We start from the raw sequence: 24,691 nt of genomic DNA on the forward strand, positions 1-24,691 counted from the left end.
TGACCTTGATTAATTGATTGGAAAATCTACATTACCAGTACCGTCAGTAACTGCTGAAAAAACCTCAATGCCGGTGACAGGATCATACTTAATACGCCGGTAAATAACAGCGCAATCAAGATCAGCATACCGTAACGCTCTACCTTGGAAAATGCGATTGCTGCTCGCATCGGCAACAGACTCACAGCCATCCTGCCACCATCTAATGGGGGTAATGGCAATAAATTCAGTACTAACAGCACCAGGTTAATCTGAATGCCGGCAATACTCATTTGTGAGAGGAAATCCTGCGCTGACAGCGGAAACAGTTCAATCCTGGCAAGAATCAAACCCCAGCCTATTGCCATGACAAAGTTGGAGGCAGGCCCGGCCAATGCGACCCATAGCATATCTTTTTTAGGATGACGCAAATTAGCGAAATTCACCGGCACTGGCTTAGCCCAGCCAAACAACACGCCACCCAGCATCACGCTTAATGCAGGTAATAAAATAGTGCCGACAGGATCAATATGCTTAAACGGGTTCAGCGTAATCCTGCCCATACGCTCAGCCGTCAAATCCCCAAAATATTTCGCCGCATAGCCATGCGCGGCTTCATGCACGGTAATCGCGAACAAGATGGGTAATGCATAAGCTGCGATTTTTTGTATGACGGTTAATTCCATTTGATTTCAAATTCCTAAATTCTGACCTAGTCAAGGCCAGGGAGCAACACCGGCACGTACCAGCTCTGGTGGGTCTTGGGTCAAATCCAGCACTGTGGTTGCGCCAACATGCGCAATATCACTATCTATCACCGCATCCACCTGGTGTTCGAGTGTCTCGCGTATTTCCCAGCCGACCGACATCGGCACATCATCGCCAGGCAATTGCAAGGTCATGCTTATTAAAGGCATATTCAACGACTCAAGCAATTCTTGCGTGACGATATGCTTGGGTACGCGTAATCCTATGGTGCTGCGTTTAGGGTGCTGCAGGCGGCGAGGCACTTCGCGACTGGCTTCCAGCAAAAAGGTATAAGCGCCGGGAGTTAAGGCTTTGAGTAAACGGAACTGGCTGTTATTTACTTTGGCATAGGTGCCAATCTCGGCCAGGTCGCGGCAGATTAAAGTAAAAGGATGGTCATCATCCACGCCGCGCATGCGCCGGATACGCGTTTGTGCGTCCTTAAACTCCATCGAGCAGACCAGTGCATAACTGGAATCTGTCGGGCAGGCAATCACACCGCCCTGCTGTATCAACTGGGCTGCCTGCTGGATCAATCTGGTCTGCGGATTTTCCGCATGAATAATAAAATATTGTGCCATCGTAACTATTGCAGCAGGCTTGCTTCCGGCCAATCCTGCCAGACAGGCACGCAGCCGGCTGGCAAATCCGGCAAGCGCCCCATTTCCATGTAGGACATACCAGGCCCATGGTAATCAGACCCTTGTGAAGCTTTCAGGTCAAAACGGTGCGCAAGTTTGGCAAACTGTGCATATTGTGGTGGCTGATGGCTCCCAGTGACCACTTCCAGCGCCACACCCCCTTGATCCCTGAACTCATTCAATAGCAAATGCATATTAACGAAGCCTAGGCCATATCTGCCCGGATGCGCCAGCACCGCTTGGCCACCGCTATCTTTAATCAGCGTCAGCGCCTCTTCGAGGCTCATCCACTCATGATTCACATAGCCAGGCTTGCCTTTAACCATGTATTTTTTAAACACGGATTTAATGTTTTTTGCGTGCCCCTGTTTCACCAGGAACTGGGCAAAATGGCTACGCGTCATTACGCTATTGCCGGATATTTCCCGTGCACCCTCATAGGCATTGGCAATACCGGCCTTCGCCAGCCCCTCGGCTATCTGGCGGGCACGCGCATCGCGTCCCTCCCGCACTCTGGCAAAAGCCTCCAGCAGTGCAGGATGCTGAGGATTAACGCGCAATCCAACAATATGCAAAGTTCGCTTTTTCCAGGTGGCTGAAATCTCAACCCCATCAATCAAATGAATGCCATGCTGCTCGGCGGCCACACGTGCACGTGCCAGCCCACTCACTTCATCATGATCGGTCAATGCCAGCACACGTACACCTTTACTGGCGGCGTGAGCCACAAGCTCTTCAGGCGAAAGCAAACCATCAGACATGGTTGAGTGGCAATGCAAATCGATGGGGACTGTCATGATTGATGATAATGCTGATTCGGTAATTGGGAGGAAACTTCGCCTGTTCTGACCTTCGTTAGGAAACGAACTTTGCAATTCGACAGAAATCATAGCAAAATAGTGCCCTCACAGATAGCAGGAATTCAGTCACCTGATCCCACATGCAAGTCATTATCGATTTATTGCCCGTCATCCTCTTTTTTATCGCCTATAAAAAAGCAGGTATTTTTGTAGCCACCTCTGTTGCTATTATCAGCACATTAGTACTCATGCTGGTCGTGTGGCTAAAACGCGGCAAAATTGACAAGATGCTGATGATTAATGGCGCGGTAATCACAGTGCTTGGCGGTATCACCTTATTGCTACACGATAAAACCTACATCATGTGGAAGCCAACCGTGATTTACTGGATAGGCGCACTGGCACTTTTATCCAGCCGCTACATTTTCCAGAACAACCTGATTGCCCGCATGCTGGGCAAAATAATAGCCCCGCCAAATAATGTATGGGATAAGCTAAACCTGTGCTGGGTACTCTTTTTAGTAGGTTTGGGCAGTTTAAACCTGTACGTGGCTTTTCATTATGATGAGAATGCCTGGGTAAATTTCAAATTATTCGGCACGACCAGCATCATGTTCATATTCATTATTTCGCAGGTGTTTGTGCTAAAAGATTATTGGATAGAGCACACACCGCCTGCCTGAGAAAACTGACGGATAGTCCTTATGTTATACATGATTTACGCCCAGGATAATGCCAACAGCCTGCCGTTGCGCCTGCAGCACAGGCCTGCCCACCTGGAGCGCCTGCAGCAGTTGCAAGCCGAAGGCCGCTTGGTACTGGCAGGCCCGTTACCTGCCATTGATAATATAGACCCGGGCGAAGCCGGTTTTAGCGGCAGCCTGATCGTGGCAGAATTTGAGTCATTACAGGCCGCTACCGAATGGGCTGACAACGACCCTTTCAAGCATGCAGGCGTCTATGGCAACATTGTAGTGAACCCTTTCCGCAAGACGTTGCCATAATGCTGCAAACTGAAATTACACAACGTCTGCAAGCACTTCAGCCCGAACAACTCGACATCGAAGACGACAGTGCTTTGCACAAAGGACACGCAGGAAACACGGGCGGCGGGCACTTTACCATCACGGTGAAAAGCTCGCTATTTTCAGGAAAATCACAGATAATGCGCCATCGCATGGTATATCAATGCTTGCAAGATTTGATGCCTCATCGCATACATGCGCTCAGTATCAACGCATTATCCACTGATGAGTCATCTGATTGAAACAATTCTGTTTTTTAATATTGCACCATTTCGTTTTTTAAGGATATTGCATGAAATTTTTGAAAATGATGTTGGCGATTGCATGCTTCAGCGCATTGCCACATGCTTACGCAGCTGATGCTGATGCCATTGCTACTGTTAACGGTAAACCAATCAAGAAAACCTGGGTTGAATTTATCTTAAGAGATGCTGAAGCACGTACTGGCCAAAAAGCCAACGATGGCATGAAAGCCGCTGTCGTGAATGAACTGGTAGGTTCTGAACTGGCTTACCAGGAAGCGCAAAAAGCAGGCATTGATAAACAGCCTGACTTTATCGCGAGTGAAGAACTGGCTCGTCGCAAACTGTTGGTAAATGCGTTCCTGGCTGATTTCATCAGAAAAAACCCAGTGACTGAAGCCGAGAAAAAAGAAGGTTACGAGCAGTACAAAAAAGAGCTGGGCGACAAGGAATACAACGCACGCCACATTTTGGTTAAAACCGATGTTGAAGCAAAAGCGATTATTGCAGACCTGAAAAAGGGCACTGACTTTGCCAAGATTGCCAAAGAGAAATCATTGGACCCTGGCTCTAAAGAAAAAGGTGGCGACTTGGGCTGGTTCTCACCGGCTGGTATGGTTAAACCATTTGCAGACGCATTGCTAGTGTTGAAAAAAGGCGAAACAACACCTGAGCCGGTTCAGTCTCAATTCGGCTGGCACGTAATTAAACTTGTGGATACACGTGCATTGCAAGTGCCTCCTTTTGACAAAGTTAAAGAAGGCATTGAGCGTACTATTCAGCAACGCAAGCTTGAAAAATACATGTTGAGCCTGAAAGACAAAGCGAAAATTGAAGTAACAGGCGTTGAGAAAAAAACACCTTAATCGCTTCAGTGTTGATGAGTTAAAAGCCAGCCCATGCTGGCTTTTACTTTTTAATGTGCCTGTAAATTGCAGTAATCGCCATTTAAGGTTTTACTCACCTCTGGGTTCTGCGATAAAATCAAGAATTGTTCTCATTTGCAGGCTTGCTTAGCCCCTATGCAACTCAACGCACTCAAACCCGGCGAATCCGCAATCATCAATGGCATCCAGGCCGAACAGGCACTGGTACAACGCCTGCATGCCTTAGGATTTCGCCCGGGAAAGCAGGTGCAAGTTGTCCGCCAGGCCGCCTTCAACGGACCTTTACATATCCGTATAGGCTCAACGGATGTAGTGATCCGCGTGCAAGATGCGCAGGCCATTCATTTAGCTAACCCTTCACCTGAATCCTTGTCCGCATGAAACGTGTTGCTCTACTCGGCATGCCCAACACGGGCAAATCCACCTTGTTTAATCGATTAAGCGGTGCCTCGGCACGGGTCGGCAACTGGCCAGGAATGACAGTAGACCTGTTGAGCGCCAAAATTTTACTTGGCGGCCATATTGCTGAACTCGTGGATTTGCCTGGCCTGTATGACCTGCACGGGTTTTCAGATGATGAAGAAGTCGTCAGGCATTTCCTTAGTAATCATCCGATCGACCTGGCGCTGATTATCCTCAACAGCGCGCAGATTGACCGGCAACTCTCTCTAGCTTTGCAGATCCGCGCATTGGGTTTACCAACCGTGTTGCTACTGAATATGGAAGACGAAGCGAAACGCGCTGGCATCACCATAGACACCAAGCAGATGAGCCAGGAACTTGGCATGCCGGTGCTGACTATCAGCGCCAAATACGGCAGCGGTTGCCCGGAAGCTTTGCAATTGGCAGCCAGAGTGCTTGAAAAAAAAACACCTGCAAGCGACCCCCAGCTGATTGCTACTCAGCTGCAAGCCGACAATGCCGTCGAACAGGAAATGCAACGCATTATTGACCGTTCGGTGCAAATGCCTTTGCAGCTGAATACGTCGACGACTGATCGCATTGACCGTGTGCTCCTGCACCCGTGGTTTGGTTTACCTTTATTTTTTCTCGCTATTTTTCTGTTATTCCAGTTTATTTTCACCATAGGTGCTCCGTTACAGGATGCCACTGCCTGGATTTTTGACACTTTACGGGGTGAAATACTGGATCCGGCATTGTCAGGACTGCCAACATGGCTCAATGGATTATTACTGGACGGGCTTTATACTGGCCTGAGCACGGTCGCCGCTTTTGTGCCGATTATTGTGCTGTTTTTCCTGGTGATGAGTATGGTGGAAGATAGCGGCTATCTCTCCCGAGCTGCTTTCCTCATGGATACATTGATGGCCAAAATGGGGCTGGATGGACGTGGATTCGTGATGGTACTGATGGGGTTTGGCTGTAACGTACCGGCGCTGATGGGCACCCGTGTCATGCGTAGCCGCCCTATGCGCCTGCTGACCATGCTGACGATCCCCTTGTCACTGTGTTCTGCACGTTTGCAGGTATTCCTGTTTATGATCGCCATACTCTTCCCTCCTTCACAGGCAGCAATGGCACTGTTCTCGCTATATATGGTGAGTTTTTTCACTATTTTCCTCACTGCCATCCTGTTCAAACAGAAATTTGTCAGCAGTGAACCGTTTGTGCTCGAATTACCTCCATATCGTTTCCCTACGCCAAATCAAATCTGGATACGTGGCTGGCAGGAAGTCAAACATTTCCTCTATCGCGCTACTAAATTTATCGTCATCGGGGTGTTGATGGTCTGGCTGTTAACGCATTTGCCTACCACGGCAGTCCCGGCAAGCTCAGAAACCTGGGCCGGCAGCATAGGTCGCTTTTTTGCGCCGGTGCTTGACCCGATCGGCATTGATAATCACCTGGCGATTGCGCTTATATTTGGTTTTGTCGCCAAAGAGATTGTCGTGGGTTCGCTGGCCGTGATTTATGGTTTACAGGGAGATGCGCTTAGCCATCAGATCGCCGCCAATATTGATTGGGTACAAGGCATGAGTTTTATGCTGTTTACACTGATTTATACGCCGTGCCTGTCAACCATTGCCACTTTGCGGTCAGAAAGCAAAAGCCGCGGATTTATGTGGCTTTCGCTTGGCTGGTCACTTGGCCTGGCGTGGCTCATCAGCCTGGCTTTCTATCAAGGCGTTCGCGCACTTGGCTATTAATCAGCCAAAAGCTGCATTTAAACTCAAATCGATCCAGACAATTTCACGGCAACTCGCGGCTGCTGTTTTTAACCGGCGCTTGTTTTTGGCACTGCGGGACTGTTCACTTTCTGCTAAAATAGCGGTTTGAATTTTCACCGAAAAATCCACTCGCCTCATGTCTAATCAAGCGCAATTTTTAAGCCTGCGCGGCAGTGCCGCCCTCTCCCAGTTCCGTCTCGATAAACTCTATAGCACACTCAAAGTCAGCGCCCCGAATATTGCGCATATTGCTACGGAGTTTGTGCATTTTGCTTTTAGCGAAAATGCATTAAGCGCGGCAGAGCAAGATACCCTTCAGCAGATTTTGACCTACGGCCCACAAACCAAAGCCGAGACTGCCGCCGGCGAATTGTTGCTGGTGATTCCACGCATAGGCACCATTTCACCATGGGCTTCCCGTGCCACCGATATCGCGTACAACTGTGGTTTGCACTTATTGCGCCTTGAACGTGGCATTGCCTATTTCGTCACCACCCGCGATGGACAGCCACTGACGGACGCTGAAAAACAGGCTTTGCGTGCAGTGATACAAGACCGCATGACTGAAACGGTGATTTACAGCGTGGCAGATGCCGAAAAGCTGTATCACCATGCCGACCCGAAACCATTAGCAAGCATTGATATCCTGGCCGGTGGTAAGGCAGCTCTAGAAGCCGCCAATAATGAAATGGGCCTGGCACTGTCTCCGGACGAAGTGGATTACCTGCTTGAGAACTACCTTAAAATGGGCCGCAACCCGACCGATGTCGAGTTGATGATGTTTGCGCAGGCCAACTCCGAGCATTGCCGCCATAAAATCTTTAATGCCGACTGGGTGATCGACGGTGTACAACAAGAGCTGTCGTTATTTAATATGATCCGCAACACGCATAAGCTGAACCCGGGCACGACCGTGGTCGCTTATTCGGATAACAGCTCGATTGTGCAAGGCCAGAAAACCAAACGTTTTTACCCATCGGCCGACCGCAGCTACCAGTTCGTTGAAGATGACATGCACTACCTGATGAAGGTAGAAACCCATAACCACCCAACCGCCATTTCACCATTTGCCGGGGCTGCCACTGGCGCCGGCGGCGAAATTCGTGATGAAGGTGCTACCGGTATCGGTTCCAAACCCAAAGCAGGCCTGGCTGGATTCTCGGTTTCCAACCTCAACCTGCCTGACTTTGAGCAACCATGGGAGTCGAACTACGGTAAACCTGGCCGTATCGCCAGCCCGTTGCAAATCATGATCGACGGCCCATTAGGCGGTGCAGCGTACAACAACGAATTTGGCCGTCCTAATATTGCCGGTTACTTCCGTACATTTGAGCTGGAAACCACTGGTGCCGATGGCAATGCTGAAGTCCGCGGCTACCATAAACCGATTATGCTGGCCGGTGGTGTCGGTAATATTTCCGGCAGCCATAGCCATAAAAACACTATTCCTGCGGGCGCAGCGCTTATTCAGCTAGGTGGCCCTGCTATGCTGATTGGCCTCGGCGGTGGTGCGGCATCCAGCATGGATACGGGGGCCAACACTGAAAACCTGGACTTTGACTCAGTGCAACGCGGCAACCCTGAATTACAGCGTCGTGCCCAGGAAGTCATTGACCGTTGCTGGCAGTTGGGCGACAAAAATCCGATTGTAAGCATTCACGATGTCGGTGCCGGCGGTATCTCCAACGCTTTTCCTGAGTTGGTTAACGATGCCAAAGTCGGTGCGATATTCCAGTTGCGCGATGTGCATAATGAAGAACCTGGCATGGCTCCACGTGAATTGTGGAGTAACGAAGCGCAAGAACGTTATGTGCTGGCAGTGACCCAGGATCAGTTGCCATTATTTGAAGAAATTTGTGCCCGCGAACGCTGCCCATTTGCGGTGGTGGGCATTGCAACTGCTGAACGTCATTTGACGGTGGAAGATAGCCACTTTGCCAATAAACCGGTGGATATGGATTTATCCGTATTGCTGGGCAAACCACCAAAAATGTTGCGTGATGTGAAGTCTAGCCAAAAAACTTTATCTGCATTCGATACCAGTAAGATTGATTTACAAGAGGCTGTTGCCCGGGTATTGCGTTTGCCTGGCGTGGCTGACAAAACTTTCCTGATTACCATTGGTGACCGTACGGTCACTGGCCTGATTGCGCGCGACCAGATGGTCGGCCCATGGCAAGTGCCTGTCAGCAATGTCGCTGTGACGTGTGCCGGTTACGAAACCAACGAAGGTGAAGCGTTTGCCATCGGCGAAAAAGCGCCTTTGGCATTGCTAGATGCGCCAGCTTCAGGCCGTATGGCGATTGGTGAAGCGATTACCAATATTGCCGCCGCTTCAATTAGCGACATCGGCAACCTGAAACTTTCCGCGAACTGGATGGCACCAGCGGGCCACCCGGGTGAAGATGCTGCCTTATACGAAACGGTAAAAACGGTGGGGATGGAGTTATGCCCTGCCCTTGGCATCAGTATCCCGGTGGGTAAAGATTCCATGAGCATGAAAACAGTGTGGAATGAAGATGGCCAGAACAAAGCTGTCACATCACCCATTTCACTGGTGATTTCAGCGTTCGCCAATACTTCAGATGTGCGCAAAACACTGACGCCACAATTGCGTACCGATCTCGGCGACAGTGAATTAATCCTGATTGACCTGGGTAATGGCAAAAACCGCATGGGTGGCTCGTCACTGGCGCAAGTGTATAGCCAGCTAGGCGACACGGTGCCGGATGTAGATCAGCCTTCACAGCTGAAAGCATTTTTTACCGCCATCCAGCAATTGAATGCTGATGGCAAACTGCTGGCTTACCATGACCGTTCTGATGGCGGCCTCTATGTGACTTTGGCAGAGATGGGGTTTGCCGGTCATTGTGGCTTAACTGTGGATTTGAGCAAGCTGCCGGGCGACAGCATCAGCGTTTTGTTTAATGAAGAACTGGGTGCCGTATTGCAAGTGCGCGCAGCTGAAGCTGCAGACATTAGTAGCTTGTTGCAACAAACATTGGGCAGTAGCGTTCACCGCATAGGCAACGTTAACAATGGTCACGACATTGTCATCAAGCATGGCGCCACTCACTACCAGGCCGCTCGTATAGACCTGCATCGCATGTGGTCTGAAACCACTTACAGGATGCAAAGCCTGCGTGACAATCCAGCCTGTGCGCAGCAAGAATACGACCGTATCCTGAATGCAGATGATGTAGGCCTGCACGCAAAGTTAACGTTTGATATTAACGACAATATTGCCGCGCCTTATATCAATACCGGCAAACGCCCGAATATGGCGATCTTGCGCGAGCAAGGCGTTAATGGCCAGACTGAAATGGCCGCTGCATTTGATCGTGCCGGGTTTAACAGCGTTGATGTGCATATGAGCGACGTCATCAGTGGCCGCGTGTCACTGAAGGACTTCGCTGGACTGGTGGCCTGTGGTGGCTTCTCGTATGGCGACGTGCTTGGTGCCGGTGAAGGCTGGGCAAAATCCATCCTGTTCAACAACCGTGCGCGCGATGAATTCAGCGGCTTCTTCAACCGTGGTGACACGTTTGCACTAGGCGTGTGTAACGGTTGCCAGATGATGAGCAACCTGCACAGCATTATTCCTGGCGCTGACCTCTGGCCGCATTTTGTGCGCAATAAATCAGAACAATTCGAGGCACGCTTTGCGCTGGTAGAGATTTTAAGCTCGCCATCCATCTTTTTTGATGGCATGGCAGGCAGCCGTATGCCGATTGCTGTGGCCCATGGTGAAGGATTTACGGAATTTACTGATGCCAACGCTGTCACAAATGTGCTAAAACAGCAGCTGGCAAGTGTGCGTTTTGTGGATCATGCGTCAACGCCGACGGAAGTCTATCCGTTTAACCCTAACGGTTCCGCCCAGGGGTTGACCGGATTCACCACTCCGGATGGGCGTTTCAGTATCATGATGCCACATCCGGAACGCGTGTTCAGGACTGTGCAGAACTCATGGCATCCGGATGACTGGCAGGAAGATAGCCCGTGGATGCGTATGTTCCGCAACGCCCGCAAGTTTGTTGCTTAAGCAATAAAGCAAAGTTGTTAATTTTAAAAAATGAAAATCAGGTGTTTGGAGAAATTATGAAATCGATTAAATGTTTACTGGCCTTACTCGCCTTGTCCTTTTCACTGCAGGCTTTTGCGCTGTCAGATGAAGAATATATGGAGTTTACTGAAGCGCTTACCGGCGGCAATGTTAAAGTCGTCAAGAAATACGTAGAAACTGACCCAAGCCTGGTTAACCAGAAGTTTTTCGCTTGGGAACCCTTGCAAATGGCGGCTTCTAAAGGTCGAATGGACGTAGTGAAATACCTGATTTCAAAAGGTGCTGACAAAGATTACGTTCACCCGGCCAGCAACAATACGGCTTTTCATATGGCTGCCTTTATTGGCGACGAAAAATTAATGAGATATCTGGCCGCACAAGGGGCTGATGTGAATAAAAAACTGAAAGGTGATGTTTCATTGATCCGTTATTTCAGGGAAGAGCACAATGAAAAAATGGTTGCGTTACTCACAGAGCTCGGCACTAAAGATGACGGCTGTAAGGAAGAAAAATGCTTTTAATGTATGGTAAATACCATCATTAAAAACAAAAAAACGGTCATGGCTTGCATGGCCGTTTTTTTTGCATGAAATCTCTGCAGTCCAGCGATGTAATTTTTAGTAAGCGGATTCTCTAATGTAACCAGAGTCACGCACACCACCGCGATGACTTAGAATAATATAAAACAAGAATAACTAAACCAGACTCCTGGGGGATTGATGAAAAGATTGCACCTGAGTATTGCACTGGCTTGTAGTGTGACGTGGATAATGCCACTGTCCCTTTATGCTCAAGACAATGATGCACAAAATATTTCTCATGCGATAACGACACTCGCCGCCTCTTGTGCCGCTTGCCATGGCCCTCAAGGAAACAGTTTGGGTGGTACGCCTACCCTGGCGGCGTTAAATAAAGACTATTTTATCCAACGCATGCAGGGTTTCAAAAACGGCTCAATTTCATCTACCGTGATGCATCATCATGCCAAGGGCTTGAAGGATGAAGAAATCACCGCATTGGCAAATTACTTTGCTCTCCAGCAAAGACACACGCCCACAGTTGCACCACATCAGTCTTTTCAGGGGGCACAATAATGCGTATGAACAAACACCTCCCCTCAGCTCTTGAAACGTCATCCCGCAGACAATTTGTTCGCTCAGTTATTTATGGAGGCCTGGCTTTTTATGGCATGCCTGCGTTTGCGCGTGCCAGTAAACCACCTCTTGGGCATGTAGTGATCGTAGGTGCCGGTTTTGCCGGGCTGACAGCCGCCAAATATCTTCGCGAATGGAGTCTGGGCAATATCAAGGTGACTATTGTTGAACCGAATCCACAGTTTATTTCCTGCCCGCAAAGTAACCTGGTATTAGGCGGCAGCCGCACGCTGGATGATTTAAGTTTTTCTTACGCGCTGGCACGCAAGCAGCATAACCTGCAATGGATTAAAGATGCGGTCACCGCGGTAGATATCGCAAACAAACAGGTGACCCTGTCACGCGGGAGTTTACGTTATGACCGCCTGGTACTGGCGCCAGGTGTAGATTTTGATTACAGCCGAATCCCTGGCATGCCTGCGCCGATTGCTGATATTCCACATGCCTGGAAAGCGGGCAAACAAACATTGCAATTACGCCAGCAACTGGAAAGCATGCCGGATGGCGGCGTATTCGTGATGACCATTCCGGCAGGCCCTTACCGTTGCCCGCCCGGGCCTTATGAGCGTGCCTGCCAGGTCGCGCATTATTTCAAACAATACAAGCCAGGTAGCAAGGTCATTATCCTGGATGCCAATGCCGATATCACTTCTAAAAAAGGCCTGTTTTTGCAGAGCTTTCAAGGCGCCTATCAGGGCATCATTGAATACCACAATAACAGCGGCATTTTGCAATTAGACACCGCCAGTAAAACCATCAAGACAGACTTTGAGACAGTGAAAGCGGATGTACTGAATGTGATTCCACCACAACTGGCAGGCAAAGTGGCTCAAACTGCTGGGCTGGCCAATGTTGATCAGCGCTGGTGCGAAGTAGACTTTACAACCTATGCTTCAAATGTAAATTCGGATGTACATATTATTGGTGACAGTATTTCGGCGGGTTTGCCAAAATCTGCGCACATGGCGACTTCGCAAGCCAAAATCTGCGCTGCCGCCATTGTTGATATTCAGTCAGGCATCCCGCCGAATCCGCTGCCGGTATTTGCTAACACCTGCTACAGCTTTGTCGACGACAAACAGGCAATGCACGTGGCAAACGTCTACCGTTATGATCCTGCCAAAAAATCCATGGTGTCCGCTGAAGGCGGTGGTGTGTCTACGAAAGCCACGGACCAGGAAGGTGACTATGCTCAAGCCTGGGTGCAAAACATCTGGGCGGATACATTGACATAATGACTGTCCACTTGAATCTGCCGCTGCAATGAAATTATCAAAACGTCTGTTAACAGGCTTACTCGGCGTATGCAGTGTCGTCGCGGTAGTTTTCATTCAAACTATTGCTTTAGCGCAAACTGAAGTCCCGGCTCAAAAGCAAACCACAGCCCCAGCTTCGCTGAAACAAGACCCAAAAGTGCAAACAGCGCTGTCCAGATTAAGCGTTGCAGACGGTCTGAAAATCGAACTTTTCAGTGATGTAAGTCAATGGGGATCGCCACGCATGCTGGCCCTGGACAAACAGGGTCGCTTGCTGGTGAGCCTGACAGATCAAGGTCGCGTCATTCGATTGAATCAGCAGGGAGAGGTTGAAGTCATTGCCCAGGGATTGGATGCGCCGCATGGCATAACGCTCCTGGGTGAAGATTTGTTGATTGCCGAGCAGACAGGAGTAGTGAAACTGGTCAAACAAGGTGATCGCTGGGCATCACCCCAACCTTTTATCCGCAACCTGCCTGGCGGCGGACACAGTTCAAAAACGGTAAAAGTATCTTCCGATGGTTTTATCTATATTAATGTCGGTTCCAGCTGCAATGTATGCACTGAAGAGAATGCCATGCGTGCTACGTTGCTGAGATTCACTGCGGATGGTCGCCCGGCGGGTGCTTTGCAAACGGTTGGCCGGCATGCGCAAGGCGCCATCTGGGCCACAGGGCTGCGCAACACGCAAGGGTTTGCCTGGCACCCAGAAACCGGCGACCTGTTTGCCACCAATAACGGTGCTGATAACCGCAGTGGTGTTAAAAATGGTCCCGCAAATGATGACTTGCCTCCGGAGCACTTGAACCAGATCATACCCGCCAAAAATTACGGCTGGCCTTATTGCTGGGCAGACATCAAAAATCAGGGGCACATGTTTCAAGATCCAAACTTTACCGGCGAAGCCGATGTATGCAAACAAACACAAGCACCAGCCATTACCCTGCCGGCACATAGCACACCCATAGGATTAACATTCTTGCACCGGAGCCGTTTGCCGGAAAACATGCAACAGGATGCGATTGTCGCCTTGCATGGTTCATGGAATCGCCGACAGTCAAGTGGATATGCTTTGTACCGTATAAAATTCAGGAACCATCAACCGGTCGCCACCGTCCCATTCATTGAAGGCTGGTTGCAAGGTAACCAGTCGTGGGGAAGACCAGTAGATGTGATTGTTGGCGCTGATGGCTGGCTTTATGTCAGTGATGATCAAACTGGCTGGATTTATCGCGTACGCAATGACTAAGTCCAGTTGCAATCCTTATGTGTGATCCCCATTTGGGATAGTGAATCAGCCATTTAATGCTGATATAACAGGAGCAAGGCATGAAGCAAATTTTAATGACCGTGGGCTTGATCTGTGCAAGCTGGATCGGCGTCGCTAACGCTGCAACTACGCCGGCATTAGTCATTCAGGTACCGGATACTTTTTACCAGCATCCGGTACGTTTATTACACCCTTATGCCAATTACTGGCATAACCGTGGAGAGTCGGCTGATAAAGTAAGTGCATCTGCTTTTCAGTCCCAGCATTACACCACCTCAAGTTGCACAGCAGATGCGAATGGCCAGGCGCTGGTTGTTATTGAGCCGAATATGTTTTATAACCCGCAAATGGGCGTATTTCATAGCCAGATCACTGCACGTGTTTATACCAAAGCAAGCGCAGACAGCGCCTTGGGTAAACCGCTATTGACCGCCAAAGGCGAAGGCCAGTCACGAGGCTGGATCACTTACAATGTTGAAAACTTTGCCCAGAAATCTTACCAGCAGGCATTCGACCAGGTGATTCAGCAGTTACAGAAAGATCCTGTGTTCAAACAATCAGTTGAGCAAGCGTCTGTACAGAATTTTGAGGCTTTATGCGATAGTATCAACACTATTACCCAACCAAAATTATTCTTTTAGGAGCAACCATGTTGTCTTGCTATCGTCACCGCGTTATCTCAAGTTTATTCGCAGCAGCGTTCTTTTCTTTAAGCAGCTATAGCCATGCACATGGGCTGGATCCGGTTAACGGATTGCTTACCCCTGAATCGGTCATTCAGGCAGCAGATGGCAAACTGTATGTATCCGAAATTAACGAGTTTGGTAAAGATGGCGATGGCCAGATCCGCGTCATTGATCACGGAAAATCCAGCGTGCTGGTGCAAGGCCTGGATGATCCCAAAGGATTGACCATCATCGGCACTGACCTGTTTGTGGCTGATAAAAGCAGAGTATGGCGCGTATCACTCAACCAAACCCCAGCTAAGGCCGAGGTGTATATCGCTGCTACTGAGTTTCCTCAAGTACCGCAATTTTTGAATGACTTGGCTGCAGATGCAAACGGCAATCTATATGTCAGCGACAGTGGCGACATTATGGGCACCGGCAAAGGCGGTGCAGTTTATAAAATTACGCCGCAACGCAAACTCAGCCTGGTGATTGATGGCAAAGCAGATCCGCGGGTGCTGGCGCCTAACGGCTTACTGGCAGATGCCAAAGGCGAACACCTGTTAATCGTTGATTTTACCTCCGGTATTCTTTACAACTATGATCTGGCAGCCCGTAAGTTACAGGAAATTGCCAGTGGATCTGGCGGCGCTGATGGCATCGTTCGTCAGGCAAACGGTACGGTTTATGTGAGTGACTGGAAAAACGGCAAGGTTTACCGTGTCGATAACAACAAGGCTGTGCTGCTTAAAGATGGTTATCAGTCTGCCGCAGATATCGCGCTCAGCCAGGATGATCATCATCTGCTGGTACCGGATATGAAAGCAGGCGCGCTGGATGTCATCCGTCTGAAGTAACTGAACGAGATCGACAGACAAAAAAAACCACGCTTGCGCGTGGTTAAGTGAGAGGATACACACGAAACCGCTAATTGTCTCAGCTATACCGCAGGGAATACAGCTAGCTTTGGCAACATCACAGTTACTTGCTTTGCGCAGTTTTTTTGTCAACCTCCTTTCGGGGGTTAACCACTGGCTGCGCACCAGCGTGTTTGGCAGACCTGAGATGCTTGTTCATCTCGACTTGTTCTTGAGGAGTCGGGTTGGTTCTCGCAGTACAGGCAATCGAAATCAACAAGCCTAGCATTACGATAGAACGCTTCCTCATCATCGCTCCTTACATATGTTCCAATGGCGCTTTTTAAATTTTTTCATCGCACGGTGATATGTATTCCGTGTCGTCACCATTGCACAATACGCCCCTCCCCTTACAGCCAACTTACAAACCAAAAAGACAGATAATTTGGAGTACACTGCACTCGTTCATATTGATTGGCAGACATAATGCGCTTATTAATTGTTGAAGATGATTTGGTCATTGCAAACGGGCTGGTGCGCGTACTGACGCAGGCAGAATATGCAGTGGACCATGTGGCAGATGGCAAACAGGCCATACGTGCCATTCAGGATGGTGTTTATGACTTGGTGATTTTAGACCTGGGATTGCCGACGATGGACGGCACGCAGGTATTGTCGCACTTACGACAGCAGGCAAACCCGGTAGCGGTGTTGATACTCACAGCGCGAGAGGATGTCGCCACGCGCGTACAGGCGCTGGACCTGGGCGCTGATGACTTCCTTACCAAACCTTTCCACCTTGAAGAACTCGAGGCGCGCGTGCGGGCGCTCATACGCCGCAGTAAACTAGGTAATAACTTACCGTTGCAATGCGGCAATCTGAAGCTGGATGTTCCTAACAAATTGGCTAGCATTAACGAGCAGGCAATTACCTTGTCAGCCCGTGAACTGCATCTGCTGGAAACCCTGATGATGCGCATGGGTAAGATTATCGCTAAAGAACAGATTATGGAATCGCTTTGTAACTGGGACGAGTCCCTCGGTGACAATGCGATTGAAGTGTATATCCACCGCCTGCGCAAAAAGATCGAACCAAGTGGTGCACGCATCCGCACCGTTCGTGGCCTGGGTTACATGCTGGAAGCTGAACATATCAACCCATGATGGCACCACCCCGCTCGCTCAAAAACCAGTTACGTTTATGGTTGCTGCTCACCATGTTGTTTGTGCTGGGCATTTCTGCGGCTATCTCTTACTCGCGCGCATTGCATTATGCAACGCAGGCTTATGACCAGGCGTTGCTGCGTACGGTGCTGGCACTTTCCGACGAAGTGATCGTCGATGAGCATAACCAGGTCAAAATCGAATTGCCGGAAATCGCCAGCCATTTACTCAGCTACAACGAAGGTGATCATATCTATATCCGCATTACCGGCCCCGAAGGCAAGCTGGTATTTGGTGAAGCCCACCTGCCGTTACCCACACACCCGGTGATAGGCAATCAGGAGATATATTACAACAGCACCTACAAGGGCGAACCTATTCGTGTGGTGACTTTCGCGTTACCGGTCAGCACCGAGCCCAATGCAGGGAATATCCTGATTAGCATGGCGGAAACCACCGCCAAACGGGACGCGATGGTGGCAGAGATGGTGGAGGAAATGTTGCTGCCGCAAGTACTGATGATGATACTGGCCGCCATCGTGATCGAGCTAGGTATTTTTTTCGCACTCAAACCGATGCAAGATTTAAAAAACGCTTTGCATGAACGTTCTTACCGCGATTTAAGTGCACTAGATACTGACTCCACGCCACACGAGCTTCAGCCTTTGGTACAAGCCATGAACGCCTTGCTGGAACGGGTCAAATCCGGACTACAGCAACAGCAGCAATTTATTGCGGATGCCTCACATCAATTACGCACTCCCATTGCCGGCTTGCAAACGCAGGCTGAACTGGCCCTGCGCAGTGAGCCGCCAGAGTCAGTGAAAGAACCGCTTAATTTCATATTGCGCAGTACTACGCGGCTATCGCACCTGATACAGCGGCTATTGAGTATGGCCAGAACAGATGCGGCAACCACTCAATTGAAATTCCAGACAGTATCGCTGACCAGCATTATTTACGAAGAATGCGCACGCTGGATAGGCCCGGCAACTGACAAAGGGCTTGAGCTCGAAGTGTTGATTGAAACCCAGCATGATCATGTCTGGGGCGATGCCTTGATGTTGTCCGAGATGCTTAACAACCTATTGGAAAACGCTATTCTGTATACGCCTGAACAAGGGCTGATCAAAATCAGGCTATGGCAAACCGCTAGCGATGTGTTTTTGCAGGTCACAGATAACGGGGTGGGCATTCCCCCAGAACAGGCTGCTCGCATATTCGAGCGCTTTTACCGGCTCAACCCCAATCAGGGCAACGGTTGTGGTCTTGGCTTGGCGATTGTGGCCGAAGTAGCCGAGCATCATAACGCCACGATTAATGTCAGCCCTGGATTAGAGCATCCGGTGACACACGACACCGGTAGCCAATTCACGGTAAAATTCGGCTGCTATGATGCCCTGCCTCAGAACACTCGCCCTGCAAATACTCACGCTCAGTGACCCGCGACTAAAATGCACACGAGTGCATTTGCTGTGGGATGACTTGAATACAGGAAATTTGCACCTAAATACCTCGCTTAAATTACATAGTGATGCGCCTATTCCAGGCCGGCCTGAGCGCCCAGCGTTAGTCCCGCCCAGGGAGCTTAAACGCCGCGCCATGAATACGGTTGAAGGGCGTGCTGCCCTGATTCACGCACTCGCGCATATCGAATTCAATGCTATCAATCTCGCCTTAGATGCCGTCTGGCGGTTTGCAGACATGCCAGCAGAGTATTACAGAGACTGGTTGCAAGTGGCGAAAGAAGAGGCTTATCACTTCACCTTACTGCGGAAACACCTGCAAAATCTTGGGTTTGATTACGGTGATTTTGATGGTCACAACAGCTTGTGGGAAATGGTCGAAAAAACACAATCCGATGTGCTGGCCCGCATGGCATTGGTGCCGCGAACCCTGGAAGCACGTGGCCTGGATGCAAGCCCGCCGTTAAAACAAAAGCTGGCACAAGCCGGTGACCATGCGGCAGCGGCTATCCTCGATATTATTCTGCGTGATGAAATAGGCCATGTCGCCATTGGTAATCGCTGGTTCCACTTTTTGTGTGATCAACGTGGTCTTGACTCAATCGCAACGTTTGAAGAACTGTGTGCTCAATTCCAGGCCCCCAAATTAAAACCGCCATTTAATATGCAAGCACGCAAACAGGCCGGATTTACCGATCAGGAATTAGCCTATTTAAACGGGGAATTTGTTTAAAAACTGGTATCCCCCTTTATTTATTTTGCCACCTGACAACTATCTTAATATCTGTAATTACACGGTTATTTGCAAACCCTAGTCTCAACAAAGTACCGTTTTCGGTAATATTTATATCCAAAACATACTTTTTTTAAAACTAGAAAGCCTAAACTGACGTAAGAACTATCTTTTATTTAAACAATCGCAATATGAGTGAAATCATTAAAATAGGCTTCTATTTAGCCTGCACAAGATTTCAGGTCTGTTTTAGTTACTTATAATGCAAAAGGAACCAATTGAAATGAATTGCGGCAAGTGTAATCCACAAGATCTGGGAATTGATTTCTCAATGGCTTTTCAGCCGATTGTGGCATTTCAAGAAAAGAACGTGTGGGGTTACGAATCGCTGGTGCGTGGCCTCAACAATGAACCCGCTTCTTTCATCCTTGATCAGGTGAATGGATCAAAAGTGCACAGCTTCGACCAGATCATCAGGTCACGATCCATCAGACTCGCCAATAAACTTCAATTTGACCAGATACTCTCTATCAACTTTTTGCCTAACGCAGTCTATAACCCTGAAAACTGTATTCAGGCGACTTTAAAAGTGTGTGATGAATTGGGTTTTGATAAAAAACGTATTATGTTTGAAGTGACAGAAGCAGAAAAAATTACTGACCACGCACATTTGAAGAATATTTTTACTGAATACAAGAAGCACCAGTTTCTGACAGCGATTGATGATTTTGGCGCAGGTTACTCAGGTCTCAACCTGTTAGCGGAGTGGCAACCGGACATTATCAAGCTGGATATGAATCTGATCCGCGATATTGATAAAAACAAAACCAAACAATTGATTGTGAAAAGTATTTTGGATGTATGTCATGGCTTGAATATCACCGTGATTTCCGAAGGTATAGAAACGGGCGGTGAATTGTCAGTCATGGTGGATTTTGGCGTCAATCTATACCAGGGCTATTATTTCGCCCGACCACTTTTCGAGAACTTGCCTGCGATTCCTGAGGAATGTTTTAATCTCGGTTGATTCGGCACACTTTAGCCTATTGATTCACATTAAATTAACCATTGCGCCACCGCACCCACCAACCCGCTCACTAAAATCACAATCGCCACATTTACGCGATATTTGAGCACCGCAATCAGCGCCAGTAAGCTGAGCACAATTGAAAACCAATCGATACCGTTTGCCATACCCTGCGGCCAGAAGATATGCCATGCAAAAAATAAAGCCAGATTAAAAATAACGCCCACCACGGCGGCAGTCACACCGCTCAAAGGTGCGGTAAACTTGAGGTTACCATGCGTGGTTTCAATCAAAGGTCCGCCTAGGAAAATAAAAACCAGGCTAGGTAAAAAAGTAAAAAAAGTCACAATGGTTGCTGCCACAATGCCTGATAAACCGGCATGTCCCGCACCCAGTATTTCGTTGTTCCAGCCACTGACATAAGCAACAAATGTCACGACCATAATCAGTGGGCCGGGCGTCGTTTCACCGAGTGCCAGTGCATCCATCATCTGGCCTGCCGTTAACCACTGGTAGTGCTCAACAGCCCCTTGATAAACATAAGGCAATACCGCATAAGCGCCACCAAAAGTGAGCAGCGCTGCCTTGGTAAAAAACCAGCCCATCTGCGTAAAATCGCCTTGCCAGCCATACAGACCAACCAGTATCAGCATCACTGTTACCCACAGAAAAATAGCACATAAGATCACATGCCGGAAACGTTGCCAGCTGAATATCGCATGGAGCGGCGTTGGAGTAGCGTCATCAATCAATGCCGGAGAATGGGCTTGATGGGTTACAGCATGCCCGCTTATCTGTTGGAAATAATGAGGAAAGTAATAACCACCGGCCACACCAGCCAGGGCGGCAAACAATACAATCAGCGGAAACGGCAGCTTAAAGAAAAAAATACCGATAAATGCCAGGATGGCAATGCTCCACAGCAATGGATTTTTGAGGGTTTTGCTACCTATGCGGTAAGCAGCAAATAAAACAATGGCGATCACCGCCGGTTTGATACCATGAAAAATACCTGCCACGGTGGGGATTGAGCCATAAGCCATATACACCCATGCTAAAGCGACTAGCATAAAAAATGATGGCAGAAAGAAAAGGATACCGGCAATCAGGCCACCTGCCGTACGGTGCATCAGCCAGCCGATATAAGTCGCCAGTTGCTGCGCTTCAGGGCCAGGCAATAGCATGCAGTAATTCAGTGCATGTAAAAAGCGGCTTTCTGATATCCAGCGTTTCTGTTCAACCAGGTCATGGTGCATCAGTGCAATCTGACCGGCTGGGCCGCCGAAGCTGATACATCCCAACTTAAACCAGTAGAGGCTGGCTTCGGTTAACGAGACCGCCTGTGGCGGAGAATCTGTTTCTGTGGACACGCTCATGACGCCTTCTCAACAAGGTTATGCTACCAACATACACGTCCGATATGACAATTACCGATGTGGGACTACATCGTTAACAGGTTTGCCACACCATCAAGGCCGACTATATTTAATGCATACTTGGCCTGTTGCTGTACCACAGGCTTGGCATGATAGGCCACCCCAACTTCAGACACTGACATCATTTTCAGATCATTGGCACCATCACCAATCGCAATTGTCTGTTGGGCGGTTAAGCCAAGCTGGTCACGCAGTTTGACCAGCTCGTCGGCTTTGCGCTGGGCATCGACAATATCGCCCAGCACTTGACCAGTCAATTTGCCATCAACGATTTCGAGAGTGTTGGAAACGGCGTAATCCAGCCCTAGCGTTTGTTGCACATAATGCGCAAACACAGTAAAACCACCCGATACCACCATGGTTTTAATGCCGTGCTGTTTACAGGTATCTATCCACTGCGGAACGCCGGGATTAAAACGTAATCGTTCATCTATTACTTGTTGCAGTGCTGTTTCCGGCAAACCTTTGAGGAGTGCAACACGCTTGCGCAAACTGGCGGAGAAATCGAGTTCACCACGCATGGCTGCTTCGGTGATCTCGGCCACTTGCGGTTTGATATTCATCATGTCTGCAATTTCATCTATGCATTCGATCGAAATCAGGGTGGAATCCATATCCATGACGCACAGACCAAATTTTGCCAGACGATGCGCGTCTTCAACCAATGCACAATCAATTTGCTGGCTGGCACAAAATGCTTTCACCTCCACATAATCGCCTTCGGCAACCGGCAGGTAATATGCATGCTGAGCGACTTGTGCAAACTGGTTATAGCCACCAACCAGGCCATGAATGTGCGTGAGATGCGCCATGCTGATGGCAGGCCCTTGAACCACTAAACGCATGATGAAATCAATTCGAATTTAAAGGCTGAATTATACCAGCGGAAGCCACAATGCCTGATTTTGTATTGTTCAGGCATATTTCTGTTTTAGGATTCGCTCCGCCGATGGTATGCTTGCCAAAAAATTTGAAACTTAGTATTCAACATCTCACCTGGGGAAAGTAATGAAACAAGCGTCTCAAACATTACCGTGGCTTAACCTGCCTAACCTGCCATTGCCGCTTAAAGCTTTGTTCGTAGGTTATTTGCTGGTGGTTGGCGTGGGCTTGTGTATGGCCGGTTTGCAAATCATGCTGACACACGGCATGGCTGACGGTAAATTTGGTTTATCTGTAAACGACATTGTATACAGCTATTACGGTGACCGTAGCGGCACTAAACTGGCAAGCAAACTGAATGGTTCGATGTCAGACAAAGCGCCGCTGGAAGTGCGTCAGGACATTATCAAGTGGGCGCAGCAAGGCGCTCCACAAGACCAGTGGGAATCACACTATAAACAGATTTTTGCCCAGCACTGTGTCATGTGCCACAGCAATATTCCCGGCATTCCTGACTTTACCAAATATGAAGAAGTCAAAGCGCGCGCTGAAGTGAATGAAGGCGCGACTATTAGTGGCTTGACCCGCGTGTCGCATATCCACTTATTTGGTATCAGCTTTATCTTCTTTTTCATTGGCCTTATTTTCAGCTTCGCTGTCAATGTGCCAAAAACCGCCAAAGTGATTGCTATCGGCTTTCCTTTCGCCTTTTTGATTGCCGATGTGATGTCATGGTGGCTGACCAAATGGTCGCCCCATTTTGCATGGTTAACCATTATCGGCGGCATGGGCTATAGCTTGGCTTCCAGCTATATGTGGATTATCAGCATGTATCAGATGCTGATACTTTCGCGCAATGGAAAAGTTTACGGCAATGCCTGGGCTGAAGACCTCTAAGCAATAAGTTCGTATAGCCAATACCGCACTTTAGCCAGAAAACCGCACTTGGGTGCGGTTTTTTTGTTTGCAGCCTAGCTTTGAGTGGGTATTTGCGCGAAAATAACAGCTTAATCATAAAAACAGTTTATTTTCATGAATCTGCACGAATATCAGGCTAAACAATTACTGCAAAAGTATGGTTTGGTCACTCCCGCCGGCCTGGTTGTCCAATCCGAAGAAGCTGCTGCAGCCGCCACCAAAGAACTGGGTGGTGAAGCCTGGGTGGTGAAAGCCCAGGTACATGCCGGTGGCCGTGGTAAAGCTGGTGGCGTAAAGGTCGTGAAATCGGCCCTGGAAGCGCAAACAATGGCTGGTGGCCTGCTCGGCAAACACCTCGTCACCTACCAGAATGCACCTGATGGCCAGCCTGTACATCAGGTGCTGGTGGAGCAGACATTGCCGATTGCGCGAGAACTGTATCTTTCAATGCTGGTAGACCGCAGCCTGGAACGTGTGGTCATGGTCGCTTCCAGTGCAGGCGGTATGGATATTGAAGAAATCGCAGCTACGCAGCCAGACAAAATTCTGCAGGAAATCTGTGACCCGCTGAATGGCCTGGTCGACTACCAGGCGCGTAACCTAGCGTTTGGCTTAGGCTTAAGTGGTGACCAGATTGCGGCTTTCACCAAACTGGCCAAAGGCCTGTACAAATTATTCAAGGATAACGATTTATCCCTGCTGGAAATCAACCCACTGGTGGTGACCACTGAAGGAAAACTGGTCGCGCTCGATTGCAAGATGACCGTTGATGATAACGCGCTCTATCGCCAGAAACCGTTTGCGGAAATTCGCGACTGGTCACAGGATGATGCCAAGGAAGCTGAAGCGCATCACAGCGGACTGAATTACATTGCACTGAATGGGAACATCGGCTGTATGGTGAATGGCGCCGGCCTGGCGATGGCAACCATGGACCTGATCAAGCTACATGGCGGCATGCCGGCTAACTTCCTGGATGTCGGCGGCGGTGCCACGGCGGAAACCGTGACCAAGGCATTCAAAATTATCCTGGCAGACCAGAACGTAAAAGCCATCCTGGTGAATATTTTCGGCGGCATTATGCGCTGCGACATCATTGCGACCGGCATTATCACTGCTGTGAAAGAAGTAGGCATGACTATTCCGGTTGTCGTTCGACTGGAAGGCACCAATGTGGAGCTGGGTAAACAAATGTTGCGCGAAAGCGGCCTGAATATTATTTCGGCAGAAGGCCTGACCGATGGGGCAAAACAAGCAGTTAAAGCAGTAAGTGAAGGTGTGTAG

At 49.0% G+C, this 24,691-nt stretch carries 25 protein-coding genes; 19 read left to right on the forward strand and 6 right to left on the reverse strand.

Annotated elements, in window-relative coordinates; translation table 11 throughout:
- Nucleotides 1–26: 26 nt before the first annotated feature.
- Genes ASG34_RS02700 through ASG34_RS02710 form a run of 3 tightly spaced genes read right to left on the reverse strand, consistent with a single transcriptional unit; the run spans nt 27 to nt 2,164 of the window.
- On the reverse strand, nt 27–665 hold the full coding sequence (locus ASG34_RS02700; RefSeq protein ID WP_055826177.1) for a site-2 protease family protein: 639 nt from the start codon (nt 663–665) through the stop codon (nt 27–29).
- A 30-nt stretch (nt 666–695) separates the two neighbouring features.
- Complete coding sequence (locus ASG34_RS02705) at nt 696–1,307, reverse strand: L-threonylcarbamoyladenylate synthase (protein WP_055826179.1); 612 nt, start codon at nt 1,305–1,307, stop codon at nt 696–698.
- A 5-nt stretch (nt 1,308–1,312) separates the two neighbouring features.
- Complete coding sequence (locus ASG34_RS02710; protein WP_055826182.1) at nt 1,313–2,164, reverse strand: 3',5'-nucleoside bisphosphate phosphatase; 852 nt, start codon at nt 2,162–2,164, stop codon at nt 1,313–1,315.
- Between the two features lie 143 nt (nt 2,165–2,307).
- Between ASG34_RS02710 and ASG34_RS02715 the strand changes: the two genes are divergently transcribed.
- From ASG34_RS02715 to ASG34_RS02775, 13 genes are all read left to right on the forward strand, one after another.
- The gene (locus tag ASG34_RS02715; protein ID WP_055826184.1) at nt 2,308–2,850 is read left to right on the forward strand and encodes a septation protein A; all 543 of its coding nucleotides are present in this window, start codon (nt 2,308–2,310) and stop codon (nt 2,848–2,850) included.
- A 21-nt stretch (nt 2,851–2,871) separates the two neighbouring features.
- A complete protein-coding gene (locus tag ASG34_RS02720; protein WP_055826186.1) occupies nt 2,872–3,171 on the forward strand; it encodes a YciI family protein in 300 nt (99 codons plus the stop codon).
- Entirely contained in the window at nt 3,171–3,434 is a 264-nt protein-coding gene (locus ASG34_RS02725) for a BolA family protein (RefSeq protein ID WP_055826188.1), read from the forward strand. The genes ASG34_RS02720 and ASG34_RS02725 overlap by 1 nt, the downstream gene beginning before the upstream one ends.
- A gap of 50 nt (nt 3,435–3,484) precedes the next feature.
- On the forward strand, nt 3,485–4,300 hold the full coding sequence (locus tag ASG34_RS02730; protein ID WP_055826189.1) for a peptidylprolyl isomerase: 816 nt from the start codon (nt 3,485–3,487) through the stop codon (nt 4,298–4,300).
- 156 nt (nt 4,301–4,456) lie between these two features.
- On the forward strand, nt 4,457–4,702 hold the full coding sequence (locus ASG34_RS02735) for a FeoA family protein (RefSeq protein ID WP_055826191.1): 246 nt from the start codon (nt 4,457–4,459) through the stop codon (nt 4,700–4,702).
- On the forward strand, nt 4,699–6,489 hold the full coding sequence (gene feoB, locus ASG34_RS02740) for a ferrous iron transport protein B (RefSeq protein WP_055826193.1): 1,791 nt from the start codon (nt 4,699–4,701) through the stop codon (nt 6,487–6,489). Before ASG34_RS02735 ends, feoB begins: the two co-directional genes overlap by 4 nt.
- Before the next feature lie 157 nt (nt 6,490–6,646).
- Nucleotides 6,647–10,555 (forward strand): phosphoribosylformylglycinamidine synthase, encoded by a 3,909-nt coding sequence (gene purL, locus ASG34_RS02745; RefSeq protein ID WP_055826195.1) that lies wholly within the window; start codon nt 6,647–6,649, stop codon nt 10,553–10,555.
- Between the two features lie 56 nt (nt 10,556–10,611).
- Complete coding sequence (locus ASG34_RS02750) at nt 10,612–11,097, forward strand: ankyrin repeat domain-containing protein (RefSeq protein WP_055827301.1); 486 nt, start codon at nt 10,612–10,614, stop codon at nt 11,095–11,097.
- 198 nt (nt 11,098–11,295) lie between these two features.
- Nucleotides 11,296–11,670 carry a c-type cytochrome gene (locus ASG34_RS02755; protein ID WP_055826197.1) on the forward strand — a complete coding sequence of 125 codons (375 nt, stop codon included), beginning with the start codon at nt 11,296–11,298 and terminating at the stop codon, nt 11,668–11,670.
- 5 nt (nt 11,671–11,675) lie between these two features.
- On the forward strand, nt 11,676–12,965 hold the full coding sequence (locus tag ASG34_RS02760) for an NAD(P)/FAD-dependent oxidoreductase (RefSeq protein ID WP_200934423.1): 1,290 nt from the start codon (nt 11,676–11,678) through the stop codon (nt 12,963–12,965).
- Nucleotides 12,966–12,993: 28 nt separating this feature from the next.
- Nucleotides 12,994–14,235: a PQQ-dependent sugar dehydrogenase gene (locus ASG34_RS02765; RefSeq protein ID WP_055826201.1), complete on the forward strand. Its 1,242-nt coding sequence runs from the start codon at nt 12,994–12,996 to the stop codon at nt 14,233–14,235.
- Nucleotides 14,236–14,315: 80 nt separating this feature from the next.
- Nucleotides 14,316–14,897 carry a hypothetical protein gene (locus ASG34_RS02770; RefSeq protein ID WP_055826204.1) on the forward strand — a complete coding sequence of 194 codons (582 nt, stop codon included), beginning with the start codon at nt 14,316–14,318 and terminating at the stop codon, nt 14,895–14,897.
- An 8-nt stretch (nt 14,898–14,905) separates the two neighbouring features.
- Nucleotides 14,906–15,781 carry an SMP-30/gluconolactonase/LRE family protein gene (locus ASG34_RS02775; RefSeq protein ID WP_055826205.1) on the forward strand — a complete coding sequence of 292 codons (876 nt, stop codon included), beginning with the start codon at nt 14,906–14,908 and terminating at the stop codon, nt 15,779–15,781.
- Between the two features lie 124 nt (nt 15,782–15,905).
- On the opposite strand, the gene ASG34_RS02780 is transcribed toward ASG34_RS02775, so the two are convergent.
- Nucleotides 15,906–16,094 carry a hypothetical protein gene (locus ASG34_RS02780; protein WP_235559639.1) on the reverse strand — a complete coding sequence of 63 codons (189 nt, stop codon included), beginning with the start codon at nt 16,092–16,094 and terminating at the stop codon, nt 15,906–15,908.
- Between the two features lie 173 nt (nt 16,095–16,267).
- Here ASG34_RS02780 and ASG34_RS02785 point away from each other — a divergent pair, with 173 nt between their 5' ends.
- The 4 genes from ASG34_RS02785 (at nt 16,268) to ASG34_RS02800 (ending at nt 20,171) form a co-directional block, all read left to right on the forward strand.
- Nucleotides 16,268–16,945, forward strand: coding sequence for a response regulator (locus ASG34_RS02785; protein ID WP_055826210.1), 678 nt, complete (start codon nt 16,268–16,270; stop codon nt 16,943–16,945).
- Nucleotides 16,942–18,387, forward strand: coding sequence for a sensor histidine kinase (locus ASG34_RS02790; protein ID WP_235559640.1), 1,446 nt, complete (start codon nt 16,942–16,944; stop codon nt 18,385–18,387). The genes ASG34_RS02785 and ASG34_RS02790 overlap by 4 nt, the downstream gene beginning before the upstream one ends.
- The gene (locus tag ASG34_RS02795; RefSeq protein WP_055826212.1) at nt 18,338–19,144 is read left to right on the forward strand and encodes a ferritin-like domain-containing protein; all 807 of its coding nucleotides are present in this window, start codon (nt 18,338–18,340) and stop codon (nt 19,142–19,144) included. The genes ASG34_RS02790 and ASG34_RS02795 overlap by 50 nt, the downstream gene beginning before the upstream one ends.
- 283 nt (nt 19,145–19,427) lie before the next feature.
- Nucleotides 19,428–20,171, forward strand: coding sequence for an EAL domain-containing protein (locus tag ASG34_RS02800; protein ID WP_235559641.1), 744 nt, complete (start codon nt 19,428–19,430; stop codon nt 20,169–20,171).
- Nucleotides 20,172–20,200: 29 nt separating this feature from the next.
- Here ASG34_RS02800 and chrA read toward each other — a convergent pair whose 3' ends face one another.
- Together chrA and serB are read right to left on the reverse strand one after the other, a co-directional pair.
- The gene (gene chrA / locus ASG34_RS02805; RefSeq protein WP_055826216.1) at nt 20,201–21,547 is read right to left on the reverse strand and encodes a chromate efflux transporter; all 1,347 of its coding nucleotides are present in this window, start codon (nt 21,545–21,547) and stop codon (nt 20,201–20,203) included.
- A 65-nt stretch (nt 21,548–21,612) separates the two neighbouring features.
- Nucleotides 21,613–22,452: a phosphoserine phosphatase SerB gene (gene serB, locus ASG34_RS02810; protein ID WP_055826218.1), complete on the reverse strand. Its 840-nt coding sequence runs from the start codon at nt 22,450–22,452 to the stop codon at nt 21,613–21,615.
- Nucleotides 22,453–22,615: 163 nt separating this feature from the next.
- Here serB and ASG34_RS02815 point away from each other — a divergent pair, with 163 nt between their 5' ends.
- Nucleotides 22,616–23,386, forward strand: coding sequence for a hypothetical protein (locus tag ASG34_RS02815; protein WP_055826221.1), 771 nt, complete (start codon nt 22,616–22,618; stop codon nt 23,384–23,386).
- Between the two features lie 135 nt (nt 23,387–23,521).
- Nucleotides 23,522–24,691, forward strand: a complete 1,170-nt coding sequence (gene sucC / locus ASG34_RS02820; RefSeq protein ID WP_055826223.1) for an ADP-forming succinate--CoA ligase subunit beta — start codon at nt 23,522–23,524, stop codon at nt 24,689–24,691.

The organism is Methylophilus sp. Leaf416 (assembly GCF_001424665.1).
Taxonomy (GTDB): Bacteria; Pseudomonadota; Gammaproteobacteria; order Burkholderiales; family Methylophilaceae; genus Methylophilus.

What these genes read in the sequence shown, in the direction of transcription:
- ASG34_RS02700 (WP_055826177.1), bottom strand. Translation starts at nt 665, where the DNA reads ATGGAATTAACCGTCATACAAAAAATCGCAGCTTATGCATTACCCATC.
- ASG34_RS02705 (WP_055826179.1), bottom strand. Translation starts at nt 1,307, where the DNA reads ATGGCACAATATTTTATTATTCATGCGGAAAATCCGCAGACCAGATTG.
- ASG34_RS02710 (WP_055826182.1), bottom strand. Translation starts at nt 2,164, where the DNA reads ATGACAGTCCCCATCGATTTGCATTGCCACTCAACCATGTCTGATGGT.
- ASG34_RS02715 (WP_055826184.1), top strand. Translation starts at nt 2,308, where the DNA reads ATGCAAGTCATTATCGATTTATTGCCCGTCATCCTCTTTTTTATCGCC.
- ASG34_RS02720 (WP_055826186.1), top strand. Translation starts at nt 2,872, where the DNA reads ATGTTATACATGATTTACGCCCAGGATAATGCCAACAGCCTGCCGTTG.
- ASG34_RS02725 (WP_055826188.1), top strand. Translation starts at nt 3,171, where the DNA reads ATGCTGCAAACTGAAATTACACAACGTCTGCAAGCACTTCAGCCCGAA.
- ASG34_RS02730 (WP_055826189.1), top strand. Translation starts at nt 3,485, where the DNA reads ATGAAATTTTTGAAAATGATGTTGGCGATTGCATGCTTCAGCGCATTG.
- ASG34_RS02735 (WP_055826191.1), top strand. Translation starts at nt 4,457, where the DNA reads ATGCAACTCAACGCACTCAAACCCGGCGAATCCGCAATCATCAATGGC.
- feoB (WP_055826193.1), top strand. Translation starts at nt 4,699, where the DNA reads ATGAAACGTGTTGCTCTACTCGGCATGCCCAACACGGGCAAATCCACC.
- purL (WP_055826195.1), top strand. Translation starts at nt 6,647, where the DNA reads ATGTCTAATCAAGCGCAATTTTTAAGCCTGCGCGGCAGTGCCGCCCTC.
- ASG34_RS02750 (WP_055827301.1), top strand. Translation starts at nt 10,612, where the DNA reads ATGAAATCGATTAAATGTTTACTGGCCTTACTCGCCTTGTCCTTTTCA.
- ASG34_RS02755 (WP_055826197.1), top strand. Translation starts at nt 11,296, where the DNA reads ATGAAAAGATTGCACCTGAGTATTGCACTGGCTTGTAGTGTGACGTGG.
- ASG34_RS02760 (WP_200934423.1), top strand. Translation starts at nt 11,676, where the DNA reads ATGAACAAACACCTCCCCTCAGCTCTTGAAACGTCATCCCGCAGACAA.
- ASG34_RS02765 (WP_055826201.1), top strand. Translation starts at nt 12,994, where the DNA reads ATGAAATTATCAAAACGTCTGTTAACAGGCTTACTCGGCGTATGCAGT.
- ASG34_RS02770 (WP_055826204.1), top strand. Translation starts at nt 14,316, where the DNA reads ATGAAGCAAATTTTAATGACCGTGGGCTTGATCTGTGCAAGCTGGATC.
- ASG34_RS02775 (WP_055826205.1), top strand. Translation starts at nt 14,906, where the DNA reads ATGTTGTCTTGCTATCGTCACCGCGTTATCTCAAGTTTATTCGCAGCA.
- ASG34_RS02780 (WP_235559639.1), bottom strand. Translation starts at nt 16,094, where the DNA reads ATGATGAGGAAGCGTTCTATCGTAATGCTAGGCTTGTTGATTTCGATT.
- ASG34_RS02785 (WP_055826210.1), top strand. Translation starts at nt 16,268, where the DNA reads ATGCGCTTATTAATTGTTGAAGATGATTTGGTCATTGCAAACGGGCTG.
- ASG34_RS02790 (WP_235559640.1), top strand. Translation starts at nt 16,942, where the DNA reads ATGATGGCACCACCCCGCTCGCTCAAAAACCAGTTACGTTTATGGTTG.
- ASG34_RS02795 (WP_055826212.1), top strand. Translation starts at nt 18,338, where the DNA reads ATGATGCCCTGCCTCAGAACACTCGCCCTGCAAATACTCACGCTCAGT.
- ASG34_RS02800 (WP_235559641.1), top strand. Translation starts at nt 19,428, where the DNA reads ATGAATTGCGGCAAGTGTAATCCACAAGATCTGGGAATTGATTTCTCA.
- chrA (WP_055826216.1), bottom strand. Translation starts at nt 21,547, where the DNA reads ATGAGCGTGTCCACAGAAACAGATTCTCCGCCACAGGCGGTCTCGTTA.
- serB (WP_055826218.1), bottom strand. Translation starts at nt 22,452, where the DNA reads ATGCGTTTAGTGGTTCAAGGGCCTGCCATCAGCATGGCGCATCTCACG.
- ASG34_RS02815 (WP_055826221.1), top strand. Translation starts at nt 22,616, where the DNA reads ATGAAACAAGCGTCTCAAACATTACCGTGGCTTAACCTGCCTAACCTG.
- sucC (WP_055826223.1), top strand. Translation starts at nt 23,522, where the DNA reads ATGAATCTGCACGAATATCAGGCTAAACAATTACTGCAAAAGTATGGT.